This window comes from Exiguobacterium sp. s145 (genome assembly GCF_018618835.1).
Classification (GTDB): Bacteria; Bacillota; Bacilli; order Exiguobacteriales; family Exiguobacteriaceae; genus Exiguobacterium_A; species Exiguobacterium_A artemiae.
The window spans coordinates 222,347-241,447 of the sequence record NZ_JACSMV010000001.1 but is presented as its reverse complement, the minus strand read 5'-3'; the positions used below and the strand labels follow the sequence as shown (position 1 = coordinate 241,447).

19 protein-coding genes are annotated in these 19,101 nt (G+C 45.5%); 4 read left to right on the top strand and 15 right to left on the bottom strand.

Going from position 1 to position 19,101, the window contains the following annotated elements; genetic code table 11:
• Positions 1 to 64 precede the first annotated feature (64 nt).
• Positions 65 to 253, bottom strand: a complete 189-nt coding sequence (locus tag KNQ07_RS01180; protein ID WP_012370874.1) for a hypothetical protein — start codon at positions 251 to 253, stop codon at positions 65 to 67.
• Between the two features lie 234 nt (positions 254 to 487).
• Positions 488 to 760, bottom strand: a complete 273-nt coding sequence (locus KNQ07_RS01175) for a UPF0223 family protein (RefSeq protein WP_214763618.1) — start codon at positions 758 to 760, stop codon at positions 488 to 490.
• Positions 761 to 892: 132 nt separating this feature from the next.
• Here KNQ07_RS01175 and KNQ07_RS01170 point away from each other — a divergent pair, with 132 nt between their 5' ends.
• Entirely contained in the window at positions 893 to 2,380 is a 1,488-nt protein-coding gene (locus KNQ07_RS01170; protein WP_214763615.1) for an aminotransferase class I/II-fold pyridoxal phosphate-dependent enzyme, read from the top strand.
• A gap of 124 nt (positions 2,381 to 2,504) precedes the next feature.
• Here KNQ07_RS01170 and KNQ07_RS01165 read toward each other — a convergent pair whose 3' ends face one another.
• The 5 genes from KNQ07_RS01165 to pdhA all read right to left on the bottom strand — a co-directional run bounded on the left by KNQ07_RS01165 (position 2,505) and on the right by pdhA (position 7,793).
• On the bottom strand, positions 2,505 to 2,813 hold the full coding sequence (locus KNQ07_RS01165; RefSeq protein ID WP_012370877.1) for an SAV0927 family protein: 309 nt from the start codon (positions 2,811 to 2,813) through the stop codon (positions 2,505 to 2,507).
• A 103-nt stretch (positions 2,814 to 2,916) separates the two neighbouring features.
• Positions 2,917 to 4,329 carry a dihydrolipoyl dehydrogenase gene (lpdA, locus tag KNQ07_RS01160; protein WP_114595397.1) on the bottom strand — a complete coding sequence of 471 codons (1,413 nt, stop codon included), beginning with the start codon at positions 4,327 to 4,329 and terminating at the stop codon, positions 2,917 to 2,919.
• 3 nt (positions 4,330 to 4,332) lie between these two features.
• Positions 4,333 to 5,631, bottom strand: a complete 1,299-nt coding sequence (locus KNQ07_RS01155; RefSeq protein ID WP_214763613.1) for a dihydrolipoamide acetyltransferase family protein — start codon at positions 5,629 to 5,631, stop codon at positions 4,333 to 4,335.
• 98 nt (positions 5,632 to 5,729) lie between these two features.
• The gene (locus KNQ07_RS01150; protein ID WP_131502667.1) at positions 5,730 to 6,707 is read right to left on the bottom strand and encodes an alpha-ketoacid dehydrogenase subunit beta; all 978 of its coding nucleotides are present in this window, start codon (positions 6,705 to 6,707) and stop codon (positions 5,730 to 5,732) included.
• 3 nt (positions 6,708 to 6,710) lie between these two features.
• Entirely contained in the window at positions 6,711 to 7,793 is a 1,083-nt protein-coding gene (gene pdhA, locus KNQ07_RS01145) for a pyruvate dehydrogenase (acetyl-transferring) E1 component subunit alpha (RefSeq protein WP_012370881.1), read from the bottom strand.
• Positions 7,794 to 8,170: 377 nt separating this feature from the next.
• Here pdhA and def point away from each other — a divergent pair, with 377 nt between their 5' ends.
• Complete coding sequence (gene def / locus KNQ07_RS01140) at positions 8,171 to 8,710, top strand: peptide deformylase (protein ID WP_012370882.1); 540 nt, start codon at positions 8,171 to 8,173, stop codon at positions 8,708 to 8,710.
• A gap of 56 nt (positions 8,711 to 8,766) precedes the next feature.
• On the opposite strand, the gene rnjA is transcribed toward def, so the two are convergent.
• Positions 8,767 to 10,434 carry a ribonuclease J1 gene (gene rnjA / locus KNQ07_RS01135; RefSeq protein ID WP_012370883.1) on the bottom strand — a complete coding sequence of 556 codons (1,668 nt, stop codon included), beginning with the start codon at positions 10,432 to 10,434 and terminating at the stop codon, positions 8,767 to 8,769.
• On the bottom strand, positions 10,431 to 10,649 hold the full coding sequence (locus KNQ07_RS01130) for a DNA-dependent RNA polymerase subunit epsilon (RefSeq protein WP_012370884.1): 219 nt from the start codon (positions 10,647 to 10,649) through the stop codon (positions 10,431 to 10,433). Before KNQ07_RS01130 ends, rnjA begins: the two co-directional genes overlap by 4 nt.
• A gap of 170 nt (positions 10,650 to 10,819) precedes the next feature.
• On the opposite strand from KNQ07_RS01130, the gene KNQ07_RS01125 reads away from it, so the two are divergent.
• On the top strand, positions 10,820 to 11,596 hold the full coding sequence (locus tag KNQ07_RS01125) for a Cof-type HAD-IIB family hydrolase (RefSeq protein ID WP_214763608.1): 777 nt from the start codon (positions 10,820 to 10,822) through the stop codon (positions 11,594 to 11,596).
• 43 nt (positions 11,597 to 11,639) lie between these two features.
• Here KNQ07_RS01125 and KNQ07_RS01120 read toward each other — a convergent pair whose 3' ends face one another.
• The 5 genes from KNQ07_RS01120 to KNQ07_RS01100 all read right to left on the bottom strand — a co-directional run bounded on the left by KNQ07_RS01120 (position 11,640) and on the right by KNQ07_RS01100 (position 17,251).
• On the bottom strand, positions 11,640 to 12,308 hold the full coding sequence (locus KNQ07_RS01120) for a potassium channel family protein (RefSeq protein ID WP_012370886.1): 669 nt from the start codon (positions 12,306 to 12,308) through the stop codon (positions 11,640 to 11,642).
• Between the two features lie 311 nt (positions 12,309 to 12,619).
• On the bottom strand, positions 12,620 to 13,642 hold the full coding sequence (locus KNQ07_RS01115; RefSeq protein ID WP_012370887.1) for a cytochrome d ubiquinol oxidase subunit II: 1,023 nt from the start codon (positions 13,640 to 13,642) through the stop codon (positions 12,620 to 12,622).
• Between the two features lie 12 nt (positions 13,643 to 13,654).
• Positions 13,655 to 15,043 (bottom strand): cytochrome ubiquinol oxidase subunit I, encoded by a 1,389-nt coding sequence (locus tag KNQ07_RS01110; protein ID WP_012370888.1) that lies wholly within the window; start codon positions 15,041 to 15,043, stop codon positions 13,655 to 13,657.
• A gap of 221 nt (positions 15,044 to 15,264) precedes the next feature.
• Entirely contained in the window at positions 15,265 to 16,377 is a 1,113-nt protein-coding gene (locus KNQ07_RS01105) for an N-acetyldiaminopimelate deacetylase (protein ID WP_012370889.1), read from the bottom strand.
• Positions 16,361 to 17,251, bottom strand: coding sequence for a transcriptional regulator CcpC (locus tag KNQ07_RS01100; protein WP_012370890.1), 891 nt, complete (start codon positions 17,249 to 17,251; stop codon positions 16,361 to 16,363). Before KNQ07_RS01100 ends, KNQ07_RS01105 begins: the two co-directional genes overlap by 17 nt.
• A gap of 65 nt (positions 17,252 to 17,316) precedes the next feature.
• On the opposite strand from KNQ07_RS01100, the gene KNQ07_RS01095 reads away from it, so the two are divergent.
• Complete coding sequence (locus KNQ07_RS01095) at positions 17,317 to 17,709, top strand: disulfide bond formation protein B (protein ID WP_012370891.1); 393 nt, start codon at positions 17,317 to 17,319, stop codon at positions 17,707 to 17,709.
• Positions 17,710 to 17,718: 9 nt separating this feature from the next.
• Here KNQ07_RS01095 and KNQ07_RS01090 read toward each other — a convergent pair whose 3' ends face one another.
• Positions 17,719 to 18,999: a protoporphyrinogen/coproporphyrinogen oxidase gene (locus tag KNQ07_RS01090; protein WP_012370892.1), complete on the bottom strand. Its 1,281-nt coding sequence runs from the start codon at positions 18,997 to 18,999 to the stop codon at positions 17,719 to 17,721.
• Between the last annotated feature and the right edge of the window lie 102 nt (positions 19,000 to 19,101).

Sequence of the window (19,101 nt, the reverse complement as noted above, 5' to 3'; positions counted from 1 at the left end):
TTTCGCTGGTTGATTTTGGGATTATTTTATTATCGTTTATTCTATTTTAAGAAGATCATCTTGATTACGCTTCAAGACGAACCATCTCTTGGCGGTATTTTTCAAGACGTTCCTTACTGGCGCCCATCGCTTCCGTATCACTTGCTACAATTGCATCATGTAAAGTCGCAAGTTCATAATCGATTTCAAGGCGCAATACAGGAATGCGTTTTTCTGCATCTTTTCTTTTGTATGCTTCAATCACTTGTTTCACAGTAACCACACTCCTTCGCGGGATAAAAAACTTAGTTATCAGACAATTGCGACTAATTAGTGGATTGAATCCATAATAGTACGATTTAACTTAGATGTAAAGTGTCTATTTTTAAATTTTACAGTTGTACGATATCGTCTTGTATGTAGTATATAACCAGTTTTTGTTTTTTCTAAACAAACAACCTCTCTTCTGGACAGTCAGAAAAGAGGTTGTTTGATGATACGGATTTCGTTACTTTTTCAAACGTAACAAAGCATCGGTTTGTTTTCTTGCCTGCTGAACTGCACGGTAGCTCGAACATCCAGTCTCTTCAAAATAAAACTGATCAAGCTGTTTTTCTTCCGACTTTGAATTGACGATGGTTTTAAAATCCTGGTAGGCATTTAAAAAGAACGTTCGATCGATTCCTTTTTCGTAAGCCTCTTCGACCGTATTAAAAAATTGGATGACTGTTACGATTTCGTCCGTCGACCAGTCCGGATTAATGGGATAATTGACCGCCATTGTGACACTTCCTTTCTTGACGCTTCCTATTTTACAACGAAATCGAACATAAAACAGTTGCAACCTTATGAAAACTTGTTATAGTTAGCTTGTTTGATTGTTTTTTTATTCGGTTTTAAGGGGGGAAATCTGGTGCAAACAAAAAGCTTAACACAGCTCGATACACCTTTATTCGATGCGCTGCTTGCGCATGCGAAACGTCAACCAATTCAATTTCATATTCCCGGTCATAAAAATGGCCAAGGGATGGATCCTGCTTTTCGATCATTCATCGGTCAAAACGCGCTTGATATCGATTTAATCAATATCGCGCCACTCGATGATTTACATCATCCGAAAGGAATCATCAAGGATGCTCATCAACTAGCAGCCCAAGCCTTTCATGCAGACGAAACATTTTTCTCCGTTCAAGGAACCTCGACCGCCATCATGGCCATGATCATGAGTGTCGTCGGTCCGGATGATAAAATTCTAGTTCCTCGGAACGTTCATAAATCGGTCATGTCGGCTATCGTTCTTTCTGGAGCGCACCCGATTTTCATTCACCCGGAGTTTGACGAAATGTTCGGTATTGCTCACGGTATCACACCAAGCGCCGTCGAGCGTGCCCTCAGTCTTCACCCGGATACTAAAGCGGTCCTCGTCATCAATCCGACGTACTTCGGTGTTGCAGGTGACTTAGAAAGCATCGTCACCCTTACTCATAGCAAAGGCATCCCCGTTCTCGTCGACGAAGCACACGGCGTTCACATCGCATTCCACGATGATATGCCGCTTTCTGCGATGCAGGCTGGTGCAGATCTTGCTGCGACAAGTGTTCATAAATTAGGAGGATCACTTACCGGCAGTTCCGTCTTGAATGTCCGCCGCGGTCTCGTCTCGCCGGATAAAGTACAAGCTGTCCTGTCGATGTTGACGACGACTTCTACGTCGTATCTTTTACTGGCATCACTCGACTGCGCCCGCCGGCATCTCGCGATCAACGGAGAAGCGATGAACCGTCGCGCGCTCGAACTGGCGACACGGATGCGGATGGGACTGGCAAAACTTCCTTATCTCGCAGTATTTGGTGAATCGGACCTTCATTCCAGTGCGACATTTGCCTTTGATCCGACAAAAGTTCTGATTTCCGTCAAAGGACTCGGCATCTCCGGTCATCTTGTCGAAGAATTTTTACGGGACGAACATCGCATCGAAGTGGAACTGTCCGACTTAAACAACATCTTGCTGATCATCACTTCCGGTGATTCGGAAGAGACGATTGATGCCTTGCTTGCAGGAATGGCTGATCTCGTAGAGCGTCATCGGGATACAGGGGCTAAAACATCTTCTCACTCGATCGTCTTACCCGACATTCCGGCACTCGCTCTCAGTCCGCGTGATGCTTTTTATGAAGAAACGGAAACCATTCCACTTGCAGACGCTGTCGGCCGGATTTCGGCAGAGTTCATGATGGTCTATCCACCCGGCATTCCGATTTTCATTCCGGGTGAAATGATTACGACAGACAATTTAGCGTACATCAAAGAAAATATCGAAGCCGGTCTTCCTGTCCAAGGACTCGAAGATCATACACTTGAGACCATTAAAGTCATTCAACAATCGAATGCAATTCGTTAAGTTTCGTTCATAATAAGCGGCTGACCCTAAAAGTCAGCTTCTCCAATAGATAAAGGGGGCAGATTCCGAATCTGCCCCCTTGTCTCGTTTAAACAGGAATTATTCTTTTAGAAGTCAACCTCGTTTAATCTGCCTGCTCATAACTCGGTACATCCGGCAACAGCGTCGCTAAAAATTCTCCGACCGCCTCGGCATCCACCGGTTCGATCCCGAGCAGACGCGTCATGGCATCCGCCTCGAGAACATCTGTATGATCGAGTAAAGCGGCCCGGCCGCTCGTGAGACTGACAACTAACACCTTCCCGAAAAACTGTTTGGTAAAGACGACACCAAAATCGTACCGCGCTTGTTCCGTTGTCATCCCGATAAACCTGACTTTATCCGTTTCTGAGACATGATACAGTTCTTCAAGTGGCGACAGTTGAGATTCCATCTTGTCTCACCCTTTCTTTTTTTATCCTTTTCCTGTTTTAAAGACAGATTAAACGACACAAAAAAACCTTAAGCGGTCGGCTCCCCGCTTAAGGTTTTTTGGCTTATTTCATGATGTGGATTGGGCTACCGATTGCAACTTCAGCAGTTTCCATTGCGATTTCACCGAGTGAAGGGTGCGCGTGGATTGTGAGTGCGATATCTTCAGCTGTCATACCAGACTCGATTGCGAGTCCCATCTCTGCGATCATGTCAGATGCGCCTGTACCGGCGATTTGAGCACCAATCAAGAGACCGTCTGCTTTACGTGTGATCATTTTCAAGAAGCCGTCTGGCTCGTTGAGTGCAAGAGCACGTCCGTTTGCAGCGTAAGGGAATTTAGACGCAACATAGTCGAGTCCTTCTTCTTTTGCTTGTGCTTCCGTATAACCGACTGTTGCGAGTTCTGGGTCTGTGAAGACAACCGCAGGAATCGCGCTGTAGTCGAGGTATGCCGGATGTCCAGCAGCTGCTTCAGCAGCAATTTTTGCTTCGAATGAAGCTTTGTGTGCAAGTGGCGGCCCAGGAACGATGTCCCCGATAGCGTAGATGTTTTCGTTCGACGTACGGCACTGATCGTCGATTTCGACGAGTCCACGTTCGCTGACTTTAACTTCTGCCATTTCAAGACCGAGATCAGATGTGTTCGGGCGACGACCGACTGTGACGAGGACGTAGTCCGCTTCGACAGTTTGTGTTTCACCTTTGACTTCAAACGTAACTTTCACGCCTTCTTCTGTCTCTTCGACACTTTGTGCAAGTGCTTCGTTGTGAATCGTGATGTTTCCTTTTTGTTTAAGCTTTTTCTTAACGACTTGCGTCATTGCAGGCTCGAATCCAGAAAGGATATCTTTTGTACCTTCTAAGATGACAACTTCAGTGTCAAAGTTAGCATACGCTGTTCCGAGTTCCATTCCGATGTACCCGCCGCCGATGACGATGAGTTTTTTCGGAAGTTCAGGAAGGTTCAAAGCGCCTGTTGAAGAAAGGACACGTTTTGACCATTTGAAAGCTGGAAGTTCGATTGGAGTCGAACCTGTTGCGATGATACATTTTTTGAATTTGTAAGGTGTAGAAGAATCTTCATTGATGATACGAACTGTATCTTCAGATTGGAAGTAAGCTTCCCCAACGACTGTTTCAACGTTGTTACCTTTAAGAAGGCCACCGACACCACCAGTCAATTTGTTGACGACTGATTGTTTCCAAGATTGAACTTTTGAGAAGTCGACAGCGACGTTCTCAGATGTGATTCCCATTGAATCTGAACCTTTTGCATGTTGGAAGTTGTGTCCAGCTGTGATCAAGGCTTTTGACGGGATACATCCGACGTTCAAACAAACACCACCGACGTTTTCACGTTCGACGATTGTTACTTTAAGTCCGAGTTGCGCACCGCGGATTGCAGCGACATAACCACCAGGGCCAGCCCCGATTACGAGTAAATCTGTTTCTTGTGCGAATTCACCTACTACCATTGCTTATCCCTCCATAATGAGAAGTTGTGGGTCGTTTAACAGACGTTTAACCAAGTTAAGCGCGTTTTGTGCTGTAGCACCATCGATGAGACGGTGGTCGAAGCTGAATGACAAAGCAAGTACTGGTGCTGCAACGATTTCACCGTTTTTGACGACCGCTTTTTCAGCGATACGGCCAATACCGAGGATTGCAACTTCTGGGTGGTTGATGACAGGTGTGAACCATTGTCCGCCAGCAGAACCGATGTTTGTGATTGTGATCGATCCGCCTTTCATTTCGTCCCCAGAAAGTTTACCGTCACGTGCTTTACCAGCAAGGTCGTTAATGTTATCTGCTAATCCGAAGATTGATTTACGGTCTGCATCTTTGACGACAGGAACAACAAGACCGTTGTCTGTGTCTGCTGCGATACCGATGTTGAAGTAGTTTTTGTAAACAACTTCTTCGTTCATATCGTCGATTGACGCGTTGATTGCAGGGTATTTTTTAGCTGCAGCAGTCAATGCTTTTACAACGAATGGAAGATACGTCAATTTCGTACCTTGTGCTGCCGCAACTTCTTTGAAGTTTTTACGGAGTGCAACAAGATTCGTAACATCGACTTCGTCCATCAATGTAACGTGTGGGGCTGTATGTTTCGAGTTGACCATTGCTTTCGAAATCGCTTTACGGATTCCTTTGATCTTCTCGCGTGTTTCGAGCTCAGGTTGAGCTGCAACATACGGTTTCACTTCAGATTTAGATGCTGAAGCTTGTGCTGCCGGTGCTTTTTCTTCTGCTGCTGGTGCAGTTGAAGATTGTCCACCGTTTGCAAATGCATCGATGTCTTCTTTGACAACGCGACCGTTGTCACCAGAACCTTGAACTTCACGGATGTCGACGCCTTTTTCGCGTGCATATTTACGCACTGAAGGCATTGCGATAACGCGTTCTGATTTATGGATTTGAACTTCATTTGGCTTGTCTTCGACTTTTTTATCTGTGTCTTGGACATCTTTTGCGTTGTCTGCTGCTTTAGGTTGTTCCGGTGCTTCTTCTTCAGAAGGAGCTGAACCTTCGCCTTCCACATCAAACGTGATCAATACGTCACCAACGACGGCTACGATGCCTTCGTCGACTTTTACTTCTTTGACTGTGCCATCAACTGGTGACGGGATTTCAACGACTGCTTTATCGTTTTGTACTTCAAGAAGAATGTCATCTTCTTTTACTGTGTCGCCTGCTTTAACGAACCACTTTACGATTTCACCTTCGTGAATACCCTCACCGATATCCGGTAATTTGAATTCAAATAAACCCATTTGAATTAGCCTCCTTTTATTTCACTCTTCTGGTCGATTGTTATCTTTAAAACGGAAGCAAGGAGAGAATTGCCTCTCTCCTTTTTTCCGGTTCACTCTTAGAAGTTGTAAACAGTTTTTACTTTTTCGACGATATCTTTGTGGTCCGGAAGCCATGAATCTTCACCTTGTGCGAACGGGAAGATTGTGTCAGGTGCCGTAACACGAAGGATCGGTGCTTCGAGGTCAAGAATTGCGCGCTCTTGAATTTCAGTTGCGACCATTGCAGCCACACCTGCTTGTTTTTGAGCTTCTTGAACAACGACAACACGGTTCGTTTTCTTGACTGACTCAACGATTGTATCGATGTCAATCGGGCTGATTGTCATCAAATCGATAATTTCAACGCTGATGTTTTCTTTTTCAAGCTCTTCAGCAGCTTTGAGTGACGCGTGAACCATTGCACCGTACGTTACGATTGTCACGTCAGTACCTTCACGTTTGATGTCTGCTTTTCCAAGTTCGATCGTGTAGTCGCCCTCTGGCACTTCACCGCGGAATGAACGGTACAGTTTCATGTGCTCGAGGAAAACGACTGGGTCGTTATCGCGGATTGATGCGATCAAAAGACCTTTTGCATCATACGGAGTTGAAGGGATGACGACTTTAAGTCCTGGTGACTGAGCCATTAATCCTTCCAAGTTATCTGCATGAAGCTCAGGTGTTTTAACACCGCCACCGAATGGTGAACGGATTGTAACAGGTGCACTGTACGTGCCGCCTGAACGGTAACGTAAACGTGCGAGTTGTGCCGCTACAGAATCAAATACTTCGAAAACAAAACCGAAGAATTGGATTTCCATGATTGGACGGAAACCAGTTAAGCTGAATCCGACTGCAAGGCCACCAATACCAGACTCGGCAAGTGGTGTATCGAAGACACGGTCTTCGCCTAATTCATCTTGAAGACCTTCTGTCGCACGGAATACCCCACCGTTCTTACCGACGTCTTCACCGAACAAGAGAACTTGCTCGTCGCGTTTCATCTCGACGCGCATTGCGTCAGTGATCGCTTGGATCATCGTCATTTGTGCCATGGGTTATTTCGACTCCTTTGCTGTATACTCATCAAGCTGCTCTTGCAGGTTTTGTGGTAACTTTTCAGCCATCACGTTGATGAAGTCTGTTACTTTTTGTTTTGGTTCTTTATCTGCTTGAGCGAGTGCTTCTTTTACATCCGCTTTCGCTTGTTCAATGACTTCGTTCTCTTTGTCTTCGTTCCAAAGACCTTTTGTTTCCATGAACGCACGGAAACGAACGAGTGGATCTTGTGCTTGGTACTCATCATCCATATCTTTTGTACGGTAACGTGTTGGATCATCTCCAGCGAGCGTATGCGGCCCGTAACGGTATGTGAGCGTTTCGATCAATGTCGGAACACCGTTCAGTGCTTCAACACGAGCTTGTTTTGTTGCTGCGTAGACGGCAAGAACGTCCATTCCGTCAACTTGGATTCCGTTGATTCCGGCTGCAACAGCTTTTTGAGCGATTGTTTTCGCCATCGATTGTTTTTCAACCGGTGTAGAAATCGCAAAACGGTTGTTTTGGACAACGAAGATCGCAGGTGCTTTGAATGCTCCGGCAAAGTTCATACCTTCGTAGAAGTCACCTTGTGACGATCCGCCATCACCTGTGTACGTGATTGCGACTTGTTCTTTTCCACTTTTCTTAAGGCCGAGTGCAACACCGGCAGCTTGCACGATTTGTGCACCGATGATGATTTGCGGCATTAAGACGTTAACACCCTCAGGAATCTTACCGCCTGTGATGTGTCCGCGTGAGAACAAGAATGCTTTGTAAAGCGGGAAACCATGGAAAACCATTTGCGGGATATCACGGTATCCTGGAAGAATCCAGTCATCTTTATCTAAAGCAAATTGTGAACCGATCATTGACGCTTCTTGTCCAGCGACTGGCGCGTAGAAACCAAGACGTCCTTGACGGTTGAGTGAGATTGCACGTTGGTCCCAGATACGTGTGTAAACGAGACGACGCATTAATTCCGTAAGTTCTTCATCTGAGAGGTCCGGCATAGCGTCTTTGTTGACGACTTCACCTTTCTCATCCAGAATGCGGAATGTTTCAAAGTTTTCTTCCACGTTTTTAAACATGTTTAAGTTCATCTTTTCACCTCATCCTTTCACTGTGTTCAGCGAAATATTCCTCTTACTGACTTGCTACATACCAATAGTGTTCAAAAAATGAAGTCCCGTATGACCTTTTCTTGAACATATATCTGTGTACCTATCCAGTTGAGTAAACTGTATTAACATGAAGAGACACGCAAGCATGTCTTGTTCATTACGTTACAAGTATAAAACTGTAACACCTATAAAATCAAAGGAAATGTTTTATTTTTTTTAGCGGATGTTCTTGTGAATGACATCACATATGAAGAACGCCTTTACTTCTGTACTATTCATCAATTCACAACTGTGTTAGTTATTAATATTCCTCCTTTGATATGCTATAATTTTTTTAGATGAAAGGGGTGCTGTTCATGATTACCATGAATGAGATCGTTCGGGAAGATGTCCCTTCGCTTCACGAACGTTCTGTCGACGTTACCTTCCCTCTCAGTGAGGAAGATAAGGAAACGATGCGTCTGATGATGGAATATCTCGCCAACAGTCAAGACGATGAATTAGCCGAAAAATATGATTTACGTAGCGGGATTGGACTGGCGGCTCCACAAATCGGAGTCAATAAACGAATGTTTGCCATTCGTCTGCAAGACGGGGACGACATTCTCGAGTTCGGGATTTATAATCCTAAAATCGTCAGTCATTCCGTTGAACAAACGTATCTTGCCGGCGGAGAAGGTTGCTTGTCCGTTGACCGGGAAGTCGAAGGTCATGTGCCGCGCTATATGCGTATTACCCTGTCTGGCATCGATCATAACGGAAATCCTGTAAAATTAAGATTAAAAGGATTAAAGGCCGTCGTTTGCCAACATGAATATGATCATTTGGATGGGATCATGTTTTACGATCGAATCGATCCGAAAGAACCCTTCAAGGAGTATGGTTCGTCTCTCTAAAATAAGAATGAAGTAACAAAAAAGACATTTCCATAATAAGGAAATGTCTTTTTTGTTTATACTTCCATGATGATCGGCATGATCATTGGATGACGTTGTGTTTTTTCAGTCAGGTACGGTGTCAATGTATCGTTGATGACTTGCTTGATATCCGTCCATTTTGTGTTTCGGTTCGCTAAAGATTGCTCAAGCGAACGCTTCAACAGACGTTCCGCATCCTTGATCAGGTTACCGGATTCACGCATGTACACGAATCCGCGAGAAATGATGTCCGGTCCTGAAACAAGACGATTCGTTTTAGAATCAAGTGTGACGACGACGACGACCAGTCCTTCTTCTGAAAGAATCCGTCTGTCACGCAGGACGATATTACCAATATCTCCAATTCCTTTTCCATCTACATAGACGGCATTCGCTTGGATTTTACCAGTAATGGCGGCTGCATTGGCATCGAGTGCCAGAACTTCACCGTTGTCCATGACGAAACAGTTTTCTTCCGGCACACCGGCATCCATCGCAAGTGACATGTGTTTTTTCAACATGCGGTACTCTCCGTGGATTGGCATGAAGTATTTAGGTTGCAAGAGACGGAGCATCAACAACTGTTCCTGTTGGCTGCCGTGACCTGATGTATGGATGTCATTCAATTTACCGTACATGACATCTGCACCGGCTTTATACAATTGGTTAATCGTTTTCCCGACGGAAACAACGTTTCCTGGAATCGGAGAAGACGAGAAGATGACCAAATCATCCGGAATGATGGAAATCTGACGGTGTGTTCCGTTGGCGATCCGGCTAAGGGCTGCCATCGGCTCCCCTTGCGAACCTGTACAAAGAATCGTCAGTTCATTTGACTTGTACCGTTTCATCTCGTTCGGTTCAATGATTGTGCCCTTTGGTGCTTTGATGAAATCAAGCTCCTGACCAATCATCATGACTTTATCCATGCTCCGACCGAAGACGACGATTTTGCGTCCGGCTTCGACTGATGCATTGACGACTTGTTGCAAGCGATAGATGTTCGAGGCAAAAGTCGCGAAGATGATCCGCCCCTCTGCTTTACGGAAGATGTTTGAAATCGTATCTCCGACGACACGTTCACTCATCGTAAAGCCTTCAATCTCGGCATTCGTCGAGTCAGACAATAGACAGAGAACACCTTCCTTGCCGAGTTCCGCCATTTTTGTTAAATCAGCCGGTTCTCCGACGGGTGTAAAATCGAACTTAAAGTCGCCGGTATGGACGATGTTACCTTGTGGTGTCTTGACGACAACTCCGAACGAGTTTGGAATCGAGTGAGTCGTCCGGAAAAATGAAATACTCGTCTTCCGGAATTTGATGATTGAATCTTCATCAATTTCATGCAACTCGGCCGTCCGCAATAAACCGTGTTCTTCGAGTTTTACTTTAATGAGACCAAGTGCAATCTTTCCGGCATAAATCGGTAAGTTGACTTGTTTGAGTAAAAACGGCAATCCCCCGATGTGGTCTTCGTGACCGTGAGTGATGAAGACACCTTTTACCTTGTCCTTGTTTTTGATCAAGTATGTGTAATCTGGAATGACATAGTCGATTCCAAGCAGTTCATCTTCAGGGAACATGACACCGGCATCGATGACGATAATCTCATCCTGAAATTGAACGACGTATGTGTTCTTCCCGATCTCTCCTAAGCCGCCGAGTGCGAAAACGGCTGCTTGATGGTTTTTAACGAACTTCATGCGAACGTTTCAACCTTATAGTCTGGGCTTAGTTTTTCATATTCAAGGAATTCGCCGCTTAACTCACGGATGAATTCGACGTTAATTTCTTTGATGAGGTGGTCAATCGCTGTTCGCACTTCACGAATGTTCTCTCCCTCAACATACATCACTTCTGTCCGTTCCCGTACCGGGGCTTCTGAACGAAGCGGTTGATAAAATACTTTAAAAATCATGTTTAGCAACTCCTTATCAGTCCATTGTTTTTTGTCCTTAGATTAGTATACACGATATCCTACTATTTTTTCATCCTATTCCTAATCCAAGGTCGGCGTAAACGTTAACGCTGTGCTATAATTCCACATGTATCCGGCTGAACAGTCAATTAAAAAGAGAAGGTGAAACCATGGCAAATCAGAAAGTCGTCTTTTTCGATATCGATGGAACCTTACTTCACGATGGTCATTTTGTTCCCGAGTCGACCAAACAGGCAATTAAACAATTACAAGCAAATGGTGTCTATGTAGCTATCGCAACCGGACGCGGTCCGGCGATGTTATCCGGTGTCCGCGAATTACTCAATATCGATACGATCATTGGGTACAATGGTCAAATCGTCGTGCATCAGAACGAGGTCATTTACAGACGTCCGCAACCGATTGCAAATCTTAAGCATTTGACAGAGCGGGCCCATAAAAATGGTCATACGCTTGTTTATCTAGGTGAAACACAGGGGTTTTCAACGAAACCGTCGGATCAGTTAGTCCAAGAGTCACTTGGCGAACTGGATATTCCTTTACCGGCTTTTAATGACCAGGCGTTTACGACACATGATGTCTTCCAGACGCTTGTCTATTGTACTGCTGAAGAAGAAGCCGAGTACACTCAGAACTATCAGGCCTTCGACTTCATCCGCTGGCATCCGAACGCAATGGACGTCATTAATGTCGGTTCATCCAAAGCGGACGGCATCAAACAATTTCTGAAGCTGACCAATATCCGGCGCGAAGATACGTTTGCTTTCGGAGATGCGTTAAATGATTTAGAAATGTTGCGTTATGTCGGAACCGGCATCGCGATGGGCAATGGTCTTGCAGAAACAAAAGCAGCCGCCGATTTCGTCACTAAACATATTCTCGAAGACGGCATCGAACACGGTCTCAAGGAATTTCAACTCATTTAACTACTCAAAAGGCCGAGGAATCATTCCTCAGCCTTTTTTGATATTAATTTTTCACTTTATGAATGGCGCGCTCCAAGCGGTCCAAGTCATCGTTTTCTCCAATGACGACGAGGTAATCCCCTTTTTCAATCAATTCATCCGCTTGTAAGGAAATCATGACGTTCTCGCCCCGCTTGATGGCAACAACGTTCGCACCGTACTTGCTTCGTAAATCCAGATCAATCAAAGTCTGGTTCGCCATCCGGTCACTGACTTTGATTTCGACAATCGAGAACTCTTGTGATAAATCGAGATAATCTAAAATATTCGAACTCATCAATCCGTTGGCAATCCGGACCCCCATGTCCCGCTCGGGGTGGACGATGAAGTCCGCACCAATTTTACGCAACACTTTTTCATGGTAATCATTCGTCGCCTTGACCGTAATCGACTGGACACCCAGTTCTTTTAAAATTAAAGTCGTCAAAATCGATGCTTGGATGTTTTCCCCGATCGCAACGATGACATGATCAAAATTACGGATTCCGAGACTCTTTAGAACGTTCTCATCCGTCGTATCTGCAATGACGGAATGCGTCGCAATCCCCATATATTCATTCACACGTTCTTCATCCGAATCAATCGCCAAAACATCATATCCGTTTTTCGACAACTCTCGAACAATCGATCCCCCGAAACGCCCTAAACCGATTACCGCAAACTCTCCATTCATGTTCAACTCTCCTTCACATTTCTGCTTCATGTAGTAGTGTACCCGATTCACTTCTAAATTACTATGAACGCTTTTACAATACAGTTTTCGGTTCTCCCCACCTTAAAACGACCGACAAATCTAATCAAAAAAAGGGGTCGACTTCAAAAGAAATCATTTGATCTTTCACGCCATTTCCTGTAGGAGTCTCGTAAGTACGTGAGTTCTACATTAAACGAGAAAAGAGCGGCAGAATTGAATCTGCCGCCCTTTTCTTTGGAGAAACCGACTTTTGAGTCAGCCTCGAACTGATTACGTGATAGACGTTCTACTTATTTTGCTTTTTTCCCGCTGACATAATCGTTGTCAAACAGGAACAACCGTAAAATCAAATACAGTGCAGGGATCAATAACATCAGTCCGAAGATGAAGACGACGACAAGTGCCGTAGCCATCGTTTCGTTAACGACCGCTTTATTGATATCGATGTAGGGATAAAGAATGTACGGAAGGTGTGTGTATCCGTATCCGAACCAGGCAACACCGTATTGCGCCATCACGGCGATGAAAGCAATCCCGTAGTTTTTCTTCAAGTAAACAAGTGTGACAGCAACGCAGAAGAATAGGAAACTTGCTGCGAACCACCACCAGTTGCCGTTTAAAATATTTTCATAATGCCACGCTGCCTGATTCTTCAGTCCGAAGAAGACTAATGCACAGACAACAATTGTCGGAATACTCCAGAACAATGCCCATTTCCGAATCAATGGTGTTGCATTCTCATCCTTTGCTTTATCCGCATAGAACAACAGGAACATCGCGCTGATATAAAGAACCGATACGATGGCAAGCGCAACGACCGTCCAAGAATAAAAGTTCGTGAACAGCTTCGTCCCAAGGAATTCGACTGTCTCATTTGTTTTCCGGATAAAACCGCCCTGACTGATTGTCAGTGTCGTCGACATCGCTGCCGGAATCAGCAATCCTGTCGCACCGTATAAGAACGTATAGAACATGCTGTCGTTCGAACCATAGTTGGCAAATGCGTAAAAGCTACCGCGAATTGCAATCAATACCAACACGATCGAAGCCGGAACAAGTAAAGCTGTTCCGTAATAATATGCCGTATCCGGAAAGAATCCGACAAGTCCGACGAAGAAGAAGACGAAGAAGACGTTCGTCACTTCCCAGACCGGAGAAAGATAACGGAGAATCAAACGGTTCGTCAGATGATCCCGTTTCGTATATTTTGAATAAAACGCGTAAAAACCGGCACCGAAGTCAATTGAGGCAACGATGAGATATCCATAAAGGAACGTCCAAAGTACGGTTATTCCAAGTGTTTGAATGTCCAACTCGTTCCCTCCTTATTTGTTGTCGTCCGCAAACATCGCTTCACCACGTGTGTGATGATCGTCCGCGAGTTCTTTGCCGACTGGATTATTTTTAAACATCCGGAGCAAGACGACTGTACAAATCGTTCCGAGCAACAGATAAAGTAAACTGAATAAAATCAACATCGGTCCGACAGCCGTCGAAGTCGTCGCTGCATCAGCCGTTCTCATAATACCATAGAGCGTCCAAGGCTGACGTCCGATTTCCGCATACATCCATCCTGCTTCGATCGAGACGATGGCAAGCGGTCCACCGATGAAAATACCGCGCAGTAACCATTTGTTGTACGGGTTCAACTTTTTGAGTCGGAATGCCAAGATGAACAAGGCTGAGATGGCAGCCAGGTACATGCCAATCGATACCATGATATCGAAGAAATAGTGGACAAACAGAGGTGCCTGATCTTCTTTGGCGAATTCATTCAAACCGATGACCTCTGTATCCGGTGCTCCCCCTGCGAGAATGGATAAAGCATACGGAATCTTGACAGCACCTTTAATTTCATAGCTGCCGTCCGCCTGTTCATCCAAAATACCACCGAAAATCAATTCGGCTTCGTTTGTCGTTTCAAAATGCCATTCTGCCGCTGCGAGTTTTTCAGGTTGGTATTTCGCCAGGTATTTCCCGGAGAAATCACCGACCAATGCTGTCGAGAAGGCAAAGATTAAGCCGGCCATGACGGTTAAGCGAAGTGCTTTTTTGTGATAAGCCGTTTCTGCCGCCGACAAAGTTTTCTTGCGCAACAGATGAAACGCTGCGATTGCTGCCAAGATGAAGGCAACCGTCAAGTAAGCGGATACGATGACGTGCGTTGCTTTCGTTGGTGTCGCCGTGTTGAACATCGCTTTCAACGGTTCGATTTGCGTCAACGTTCCGTTAACGATTTTGAATCCTTCCGGCGAGTTCATGAATGAGTTGACCGTCGTGATGAAGAAAGCAGATAATGTCGCCCCGATGACGACGGGAATCCCGATTAACCAGTGTAACCATGGATTTTTAAACCGGTCCCATGTGTAGAGATAAATACCGAGGAAAATCGCTTCAAAGAAGAAGGCGAAAGTTTCCATGAACAACGGTAAGGCAATCGTTTGACCGGCTACTTGCATCAAGGAAGGCCATAAGAGCGACAATTGTAGACCAATCGCTGTTCCTGTTACGACACCTACCGCTACAGTTACGATATAACCGCGCGTCCAGCGACGTGCCAAAAGAATATAGTCTGAATCTTTTCGTTTAATACCGATGTACTCAGCTGCGAGTACCATCAATGGAACCCCTACCCCAATCGTCGCAAAGATGATGTGGAATGCTAATGTGAGCCCTGTCAATAATCGACTGAGCATGACTGGATCATTGAACATGTGTATAGCCCCCTCTTTCTAGACGTACTTCTATATATTGTTTATATCCGTATCATAGAGAACATAATCATTTGTGTCTGTTTTAAATGTTTGATGTAACAAATTGTTCACATATACTCGTGATTTATTTCACAAAACGTTCGAAAACTGTTCTCTTCTATAAAATGAAAGCCCTTTATCCATTTTTTCATGAATAAAGGGCCGATTGTCACGTCTTTTATTTAGACGTATTCGCGGAAATAATGATCCAGTAAATTGATGACGAAGGGGATGGCTTCTTCGTCCGGATTCAAGGTCGGTTGATGTAATCCGGATGTTGCATTATTCACCCCGAGCCAAAACATCATGCCGGGAATTTCTTTTAACATGAAACCAAAATCTTCTCCCGTCATGGCAGCATCACACTCAATGTAATTCGCATTCATTTTGACGAAGGATGAGAATTTATCAACGACGCGTTGATCGTTGACGACTTCATAATACCGATTTCCGAACTGCAGATCGATTTTGACGCCGAATGAAGCTTCGATGCCGCGGATGATATCCCGGACACGTTGCTCTAACTTTTCCATATCTGTTCCGTTAAGCGCCCGCATCGTTCCGTCGAGTAACGCCCGACCGGCAATGACATTCTCCCGAATTCCTGCATCTACTTTCCCGATCGTGATGACACTGCAGTTCATTGGATTGATCGAGCGGCTGACAATCGTCTGCAGCTGCATGATTAACGCTGCCTGCGCAACGACTGTATCAATCGTCAAATGGGGGAACGCAGCATGACCGCTCTGTCCATAAATCGTGATATGAACTTCCCGTGCACTCGCAAACAAGACACCCGGACGGCTGGCAATCGTTCCGACCGGATACTCCGGTGCGACATGCAGACCATACATCTCACTCGGACGATATTTTTCAAACAGCGGACTTTTAATCATCGGTTCTGCCCCACCCGGACCTTCTTCAGCTGGTTGGAACAGGAAAACGACATCATCCATGACCGGCAGTTCAACGATTCGGCGTAACAGACCGAGGGCAATTGATGCATGCACATCATGGCCGCAGGCGTGCATGAACCCCGGATGCTCGGAACAAAATGGCAGTCCCGTTGCTTCTTCAATCGGTAATCCGTCGATATCCGCCCGGTATCCAATCGTCCGATTTCCGGTTAATCCTTTCACACGGACAAATACTCCTGTTTCGAATGTATCGTAACTGACCCGATCTTCCGGGTATGATCGGATTTGATCAAGGATAAATGCTTGCGTTTTAAACTCCTTAAAACCAGGTTCCGGTATTTTATGAAGTTCTCGGCGCATTTCAATTGCGTATTCCATCTGACTGACTTCCTCCTTCTTCTTTGACAATGTCCCAAAACGCTTGGACTTGTTTTAATTCAAGCATCGACTCCGTTGATAGAATCCACGTGTCCCGCTTTAAAATTTTACCGGATGACGTTTTGAGCGGAATCTGCATCACTTCACTCGCTTCATGGATCGTCGATTCCGGCAAGATGGCAAAACCAATCCCGTGAAGTGCCATCTGTTTACACGTTTCAATCTGGTCGACGACGAGCGTCCGGGCCGGCGGACTCGAAAAACGATCCTGCCACCATTCTAAAATTTCCTGATAATAGGTCGAATCGCTCTTGAACTGGATAAAAGGACGTTCTGTCTTCCGCAACTGTTCCAACGACGTCAGTTCACTGTCGACTAAATACAGCGGATCGGAAAACAGCCGTTCCTTCACGCCTTTCCAATCGGGATTTCCGCGGATGATGCCGATGTGAAAATGTTCTTCCAGCATATGACGCATCATTTCACTTGACCACCCTGTGACCAATTGGACACGGACATGCGGATACCGTTCGACAAATCGTTTCAGAACACGGGGAAGCCAGTATTGTCCCATAATGGACGCGACTGCAATCCGAAGTGTCCCGTAAACGGCTCCCTCTTCTGCCGTCAATTCACTTTTAAGCTCCAGTTCTTTCCGGTTCATCTCCTTGGCGAGACCGATGACTTTTTCGCCTTGCGGAGTAATACTCAGCCCACGGGATGAACGAATGAACAGCTTGGTTGCCCAGCGCCGCTCGATTGCGACCAAACGTTGGCTGAGGGCAGGCTGCGATACAAAAAGACGTTCGGCTGCCCGTCTCATGTTCAATTCTTCTGACAACGTAATCAACATTTCCATTTCCGACACTTGCAATGTATGATTCGACTCCTCATGATATAAGATGGCATTAGTTTAACACGTTAGAAAGGAAGGTACATATGTCACGGTATCATTTTATGTTGATCGTCTCAACGGTCGCTACTTTAGGCAGTCTGTATTTCAGTGAGGTCCGGGGATTCATTCCTTGTCCATTATGTTGGTGGCAACGTCTGTTCATGTATACGACCGCCATCTATCTGCTCGTATCCTTGTTCCGCAATCGCCCGGTCGACGGATTTTTCCTTCGCTTGTATACATTACTCGGGTTCGCAGTCGCGGCCTACCACGTCGTACTCGAACGATTACCGGATGGCGAAGCGCTCTGTACAAATGGTTGTCTCATCAAATGGGTCAATTATTTTGGCTTCCTGACGATTCCGATGATGAGTTTGATTGCATTTACGCTTTTGGTCATCCTCGCCTTTTATCCAAATAAAAAAAACGCTCAATGAGCGTTTTTTTTATTTCCAAGTCGCTGCCACGTTCAACGCGCTCGAGAAGGATAATTCCGATAACTGCCCTTCTCCTTCACACCAATCCCCGACAAACGCCATCGTCTCCTTTGGTCCGTCCTGCATAAAATTAGGTAATCCGCTTTGGCCCATTTTCCATTTGATTTCTTGAACGATTGCCCGTTTCATTGTCCGCTCGACGACGAGACGTTCCTGCCATGTCGGATAATGTTGATCAAGGAGCCGGTGAATGTGTTGGACCTTTTCCGCCAGATAATCCGGATTTCCGACTTCTGGGTGGGCAAGATAAGCAACAACCTGTAAGACTTGACCATCTTTCGGCGCGATACTCGGATCGTAATGGGATAGATCCGTTACGAACAGTTGATGTGTACGGTCGTACACATATGAAAACGGTGTTTTGAGGTATGGACTGATCCCGACATCATATACGAGGACTTCCACCGGTTCGTACTGCGCAAATGGTTCGATGAAGGATTGAACGGATGCCGGCAATGCCAGTTTCCGCATATCCCGGGGAGGAAGCGCCAGGACAACCCGGTTCACAATCCATTCGGTCTTTTTCCGGTCACGTAACTGATATCCTTGTTCATATTCTTCAATCGCCGTGATTTTAGTTTTCCGATGGATGGTTCCGCCTTGTTCTTGGATGACCCGTTCCAGTTCATCAATTAAAACTTGCCATCCTCCGGCGATATAGGAGACCGGCTTTCGTGTCCGAAAGAGTTTGCGGTAATAGTCAAAATAGACGACTGACGGAATGTTTTCCGGTTCGGTCGTAAAAAAATTGCTGGAGGCCAGATCAAGCATCAGACGGGACACATCTTCCTCCGTTTTTTCCCGTATCAACCATTGACCAATTGACAACTCCGGCTCCCCTTTTTCAAGCCGGAGAACGGTTTTCACGACTTCCCATGTGAAACGAAGTTTATCCGTTCCGCCTATCACTTCTGTTTTTAAGAGACCGATTGCATTGGCGGGAGCAGCCGTTAAATGACCGGAAAATTCATATTTTGCTTTTGCCGAAGAAAAGTCCAGCCAGGTAATCTCTAATTTCAGATTTTTTATGATTGTCTTTAAGACGGACTGATCACGCCCGTATATCGCATGCGCCCCGTAATTGAATGTATAGCCTTTAATGCGTTGTGAGGTCGCTCTGCCGCCTAACATCGCGGCATCATAAAGTTGTACCTGTTTCCCTTGTTTCGCAAGCAAGGCAGCAACGGATAACCCTGCCAGTCCACCACCGACGACTGCTATCGATTCCATTCTGTTCCCTCCAGTCAGGCTCTCTTACTCAATGGTTTGTTTTAACTCTTTTCCCGCTTTTTAGACGAAAAAAACGACAGCACTTTCAGCTGTCGTCTGCAG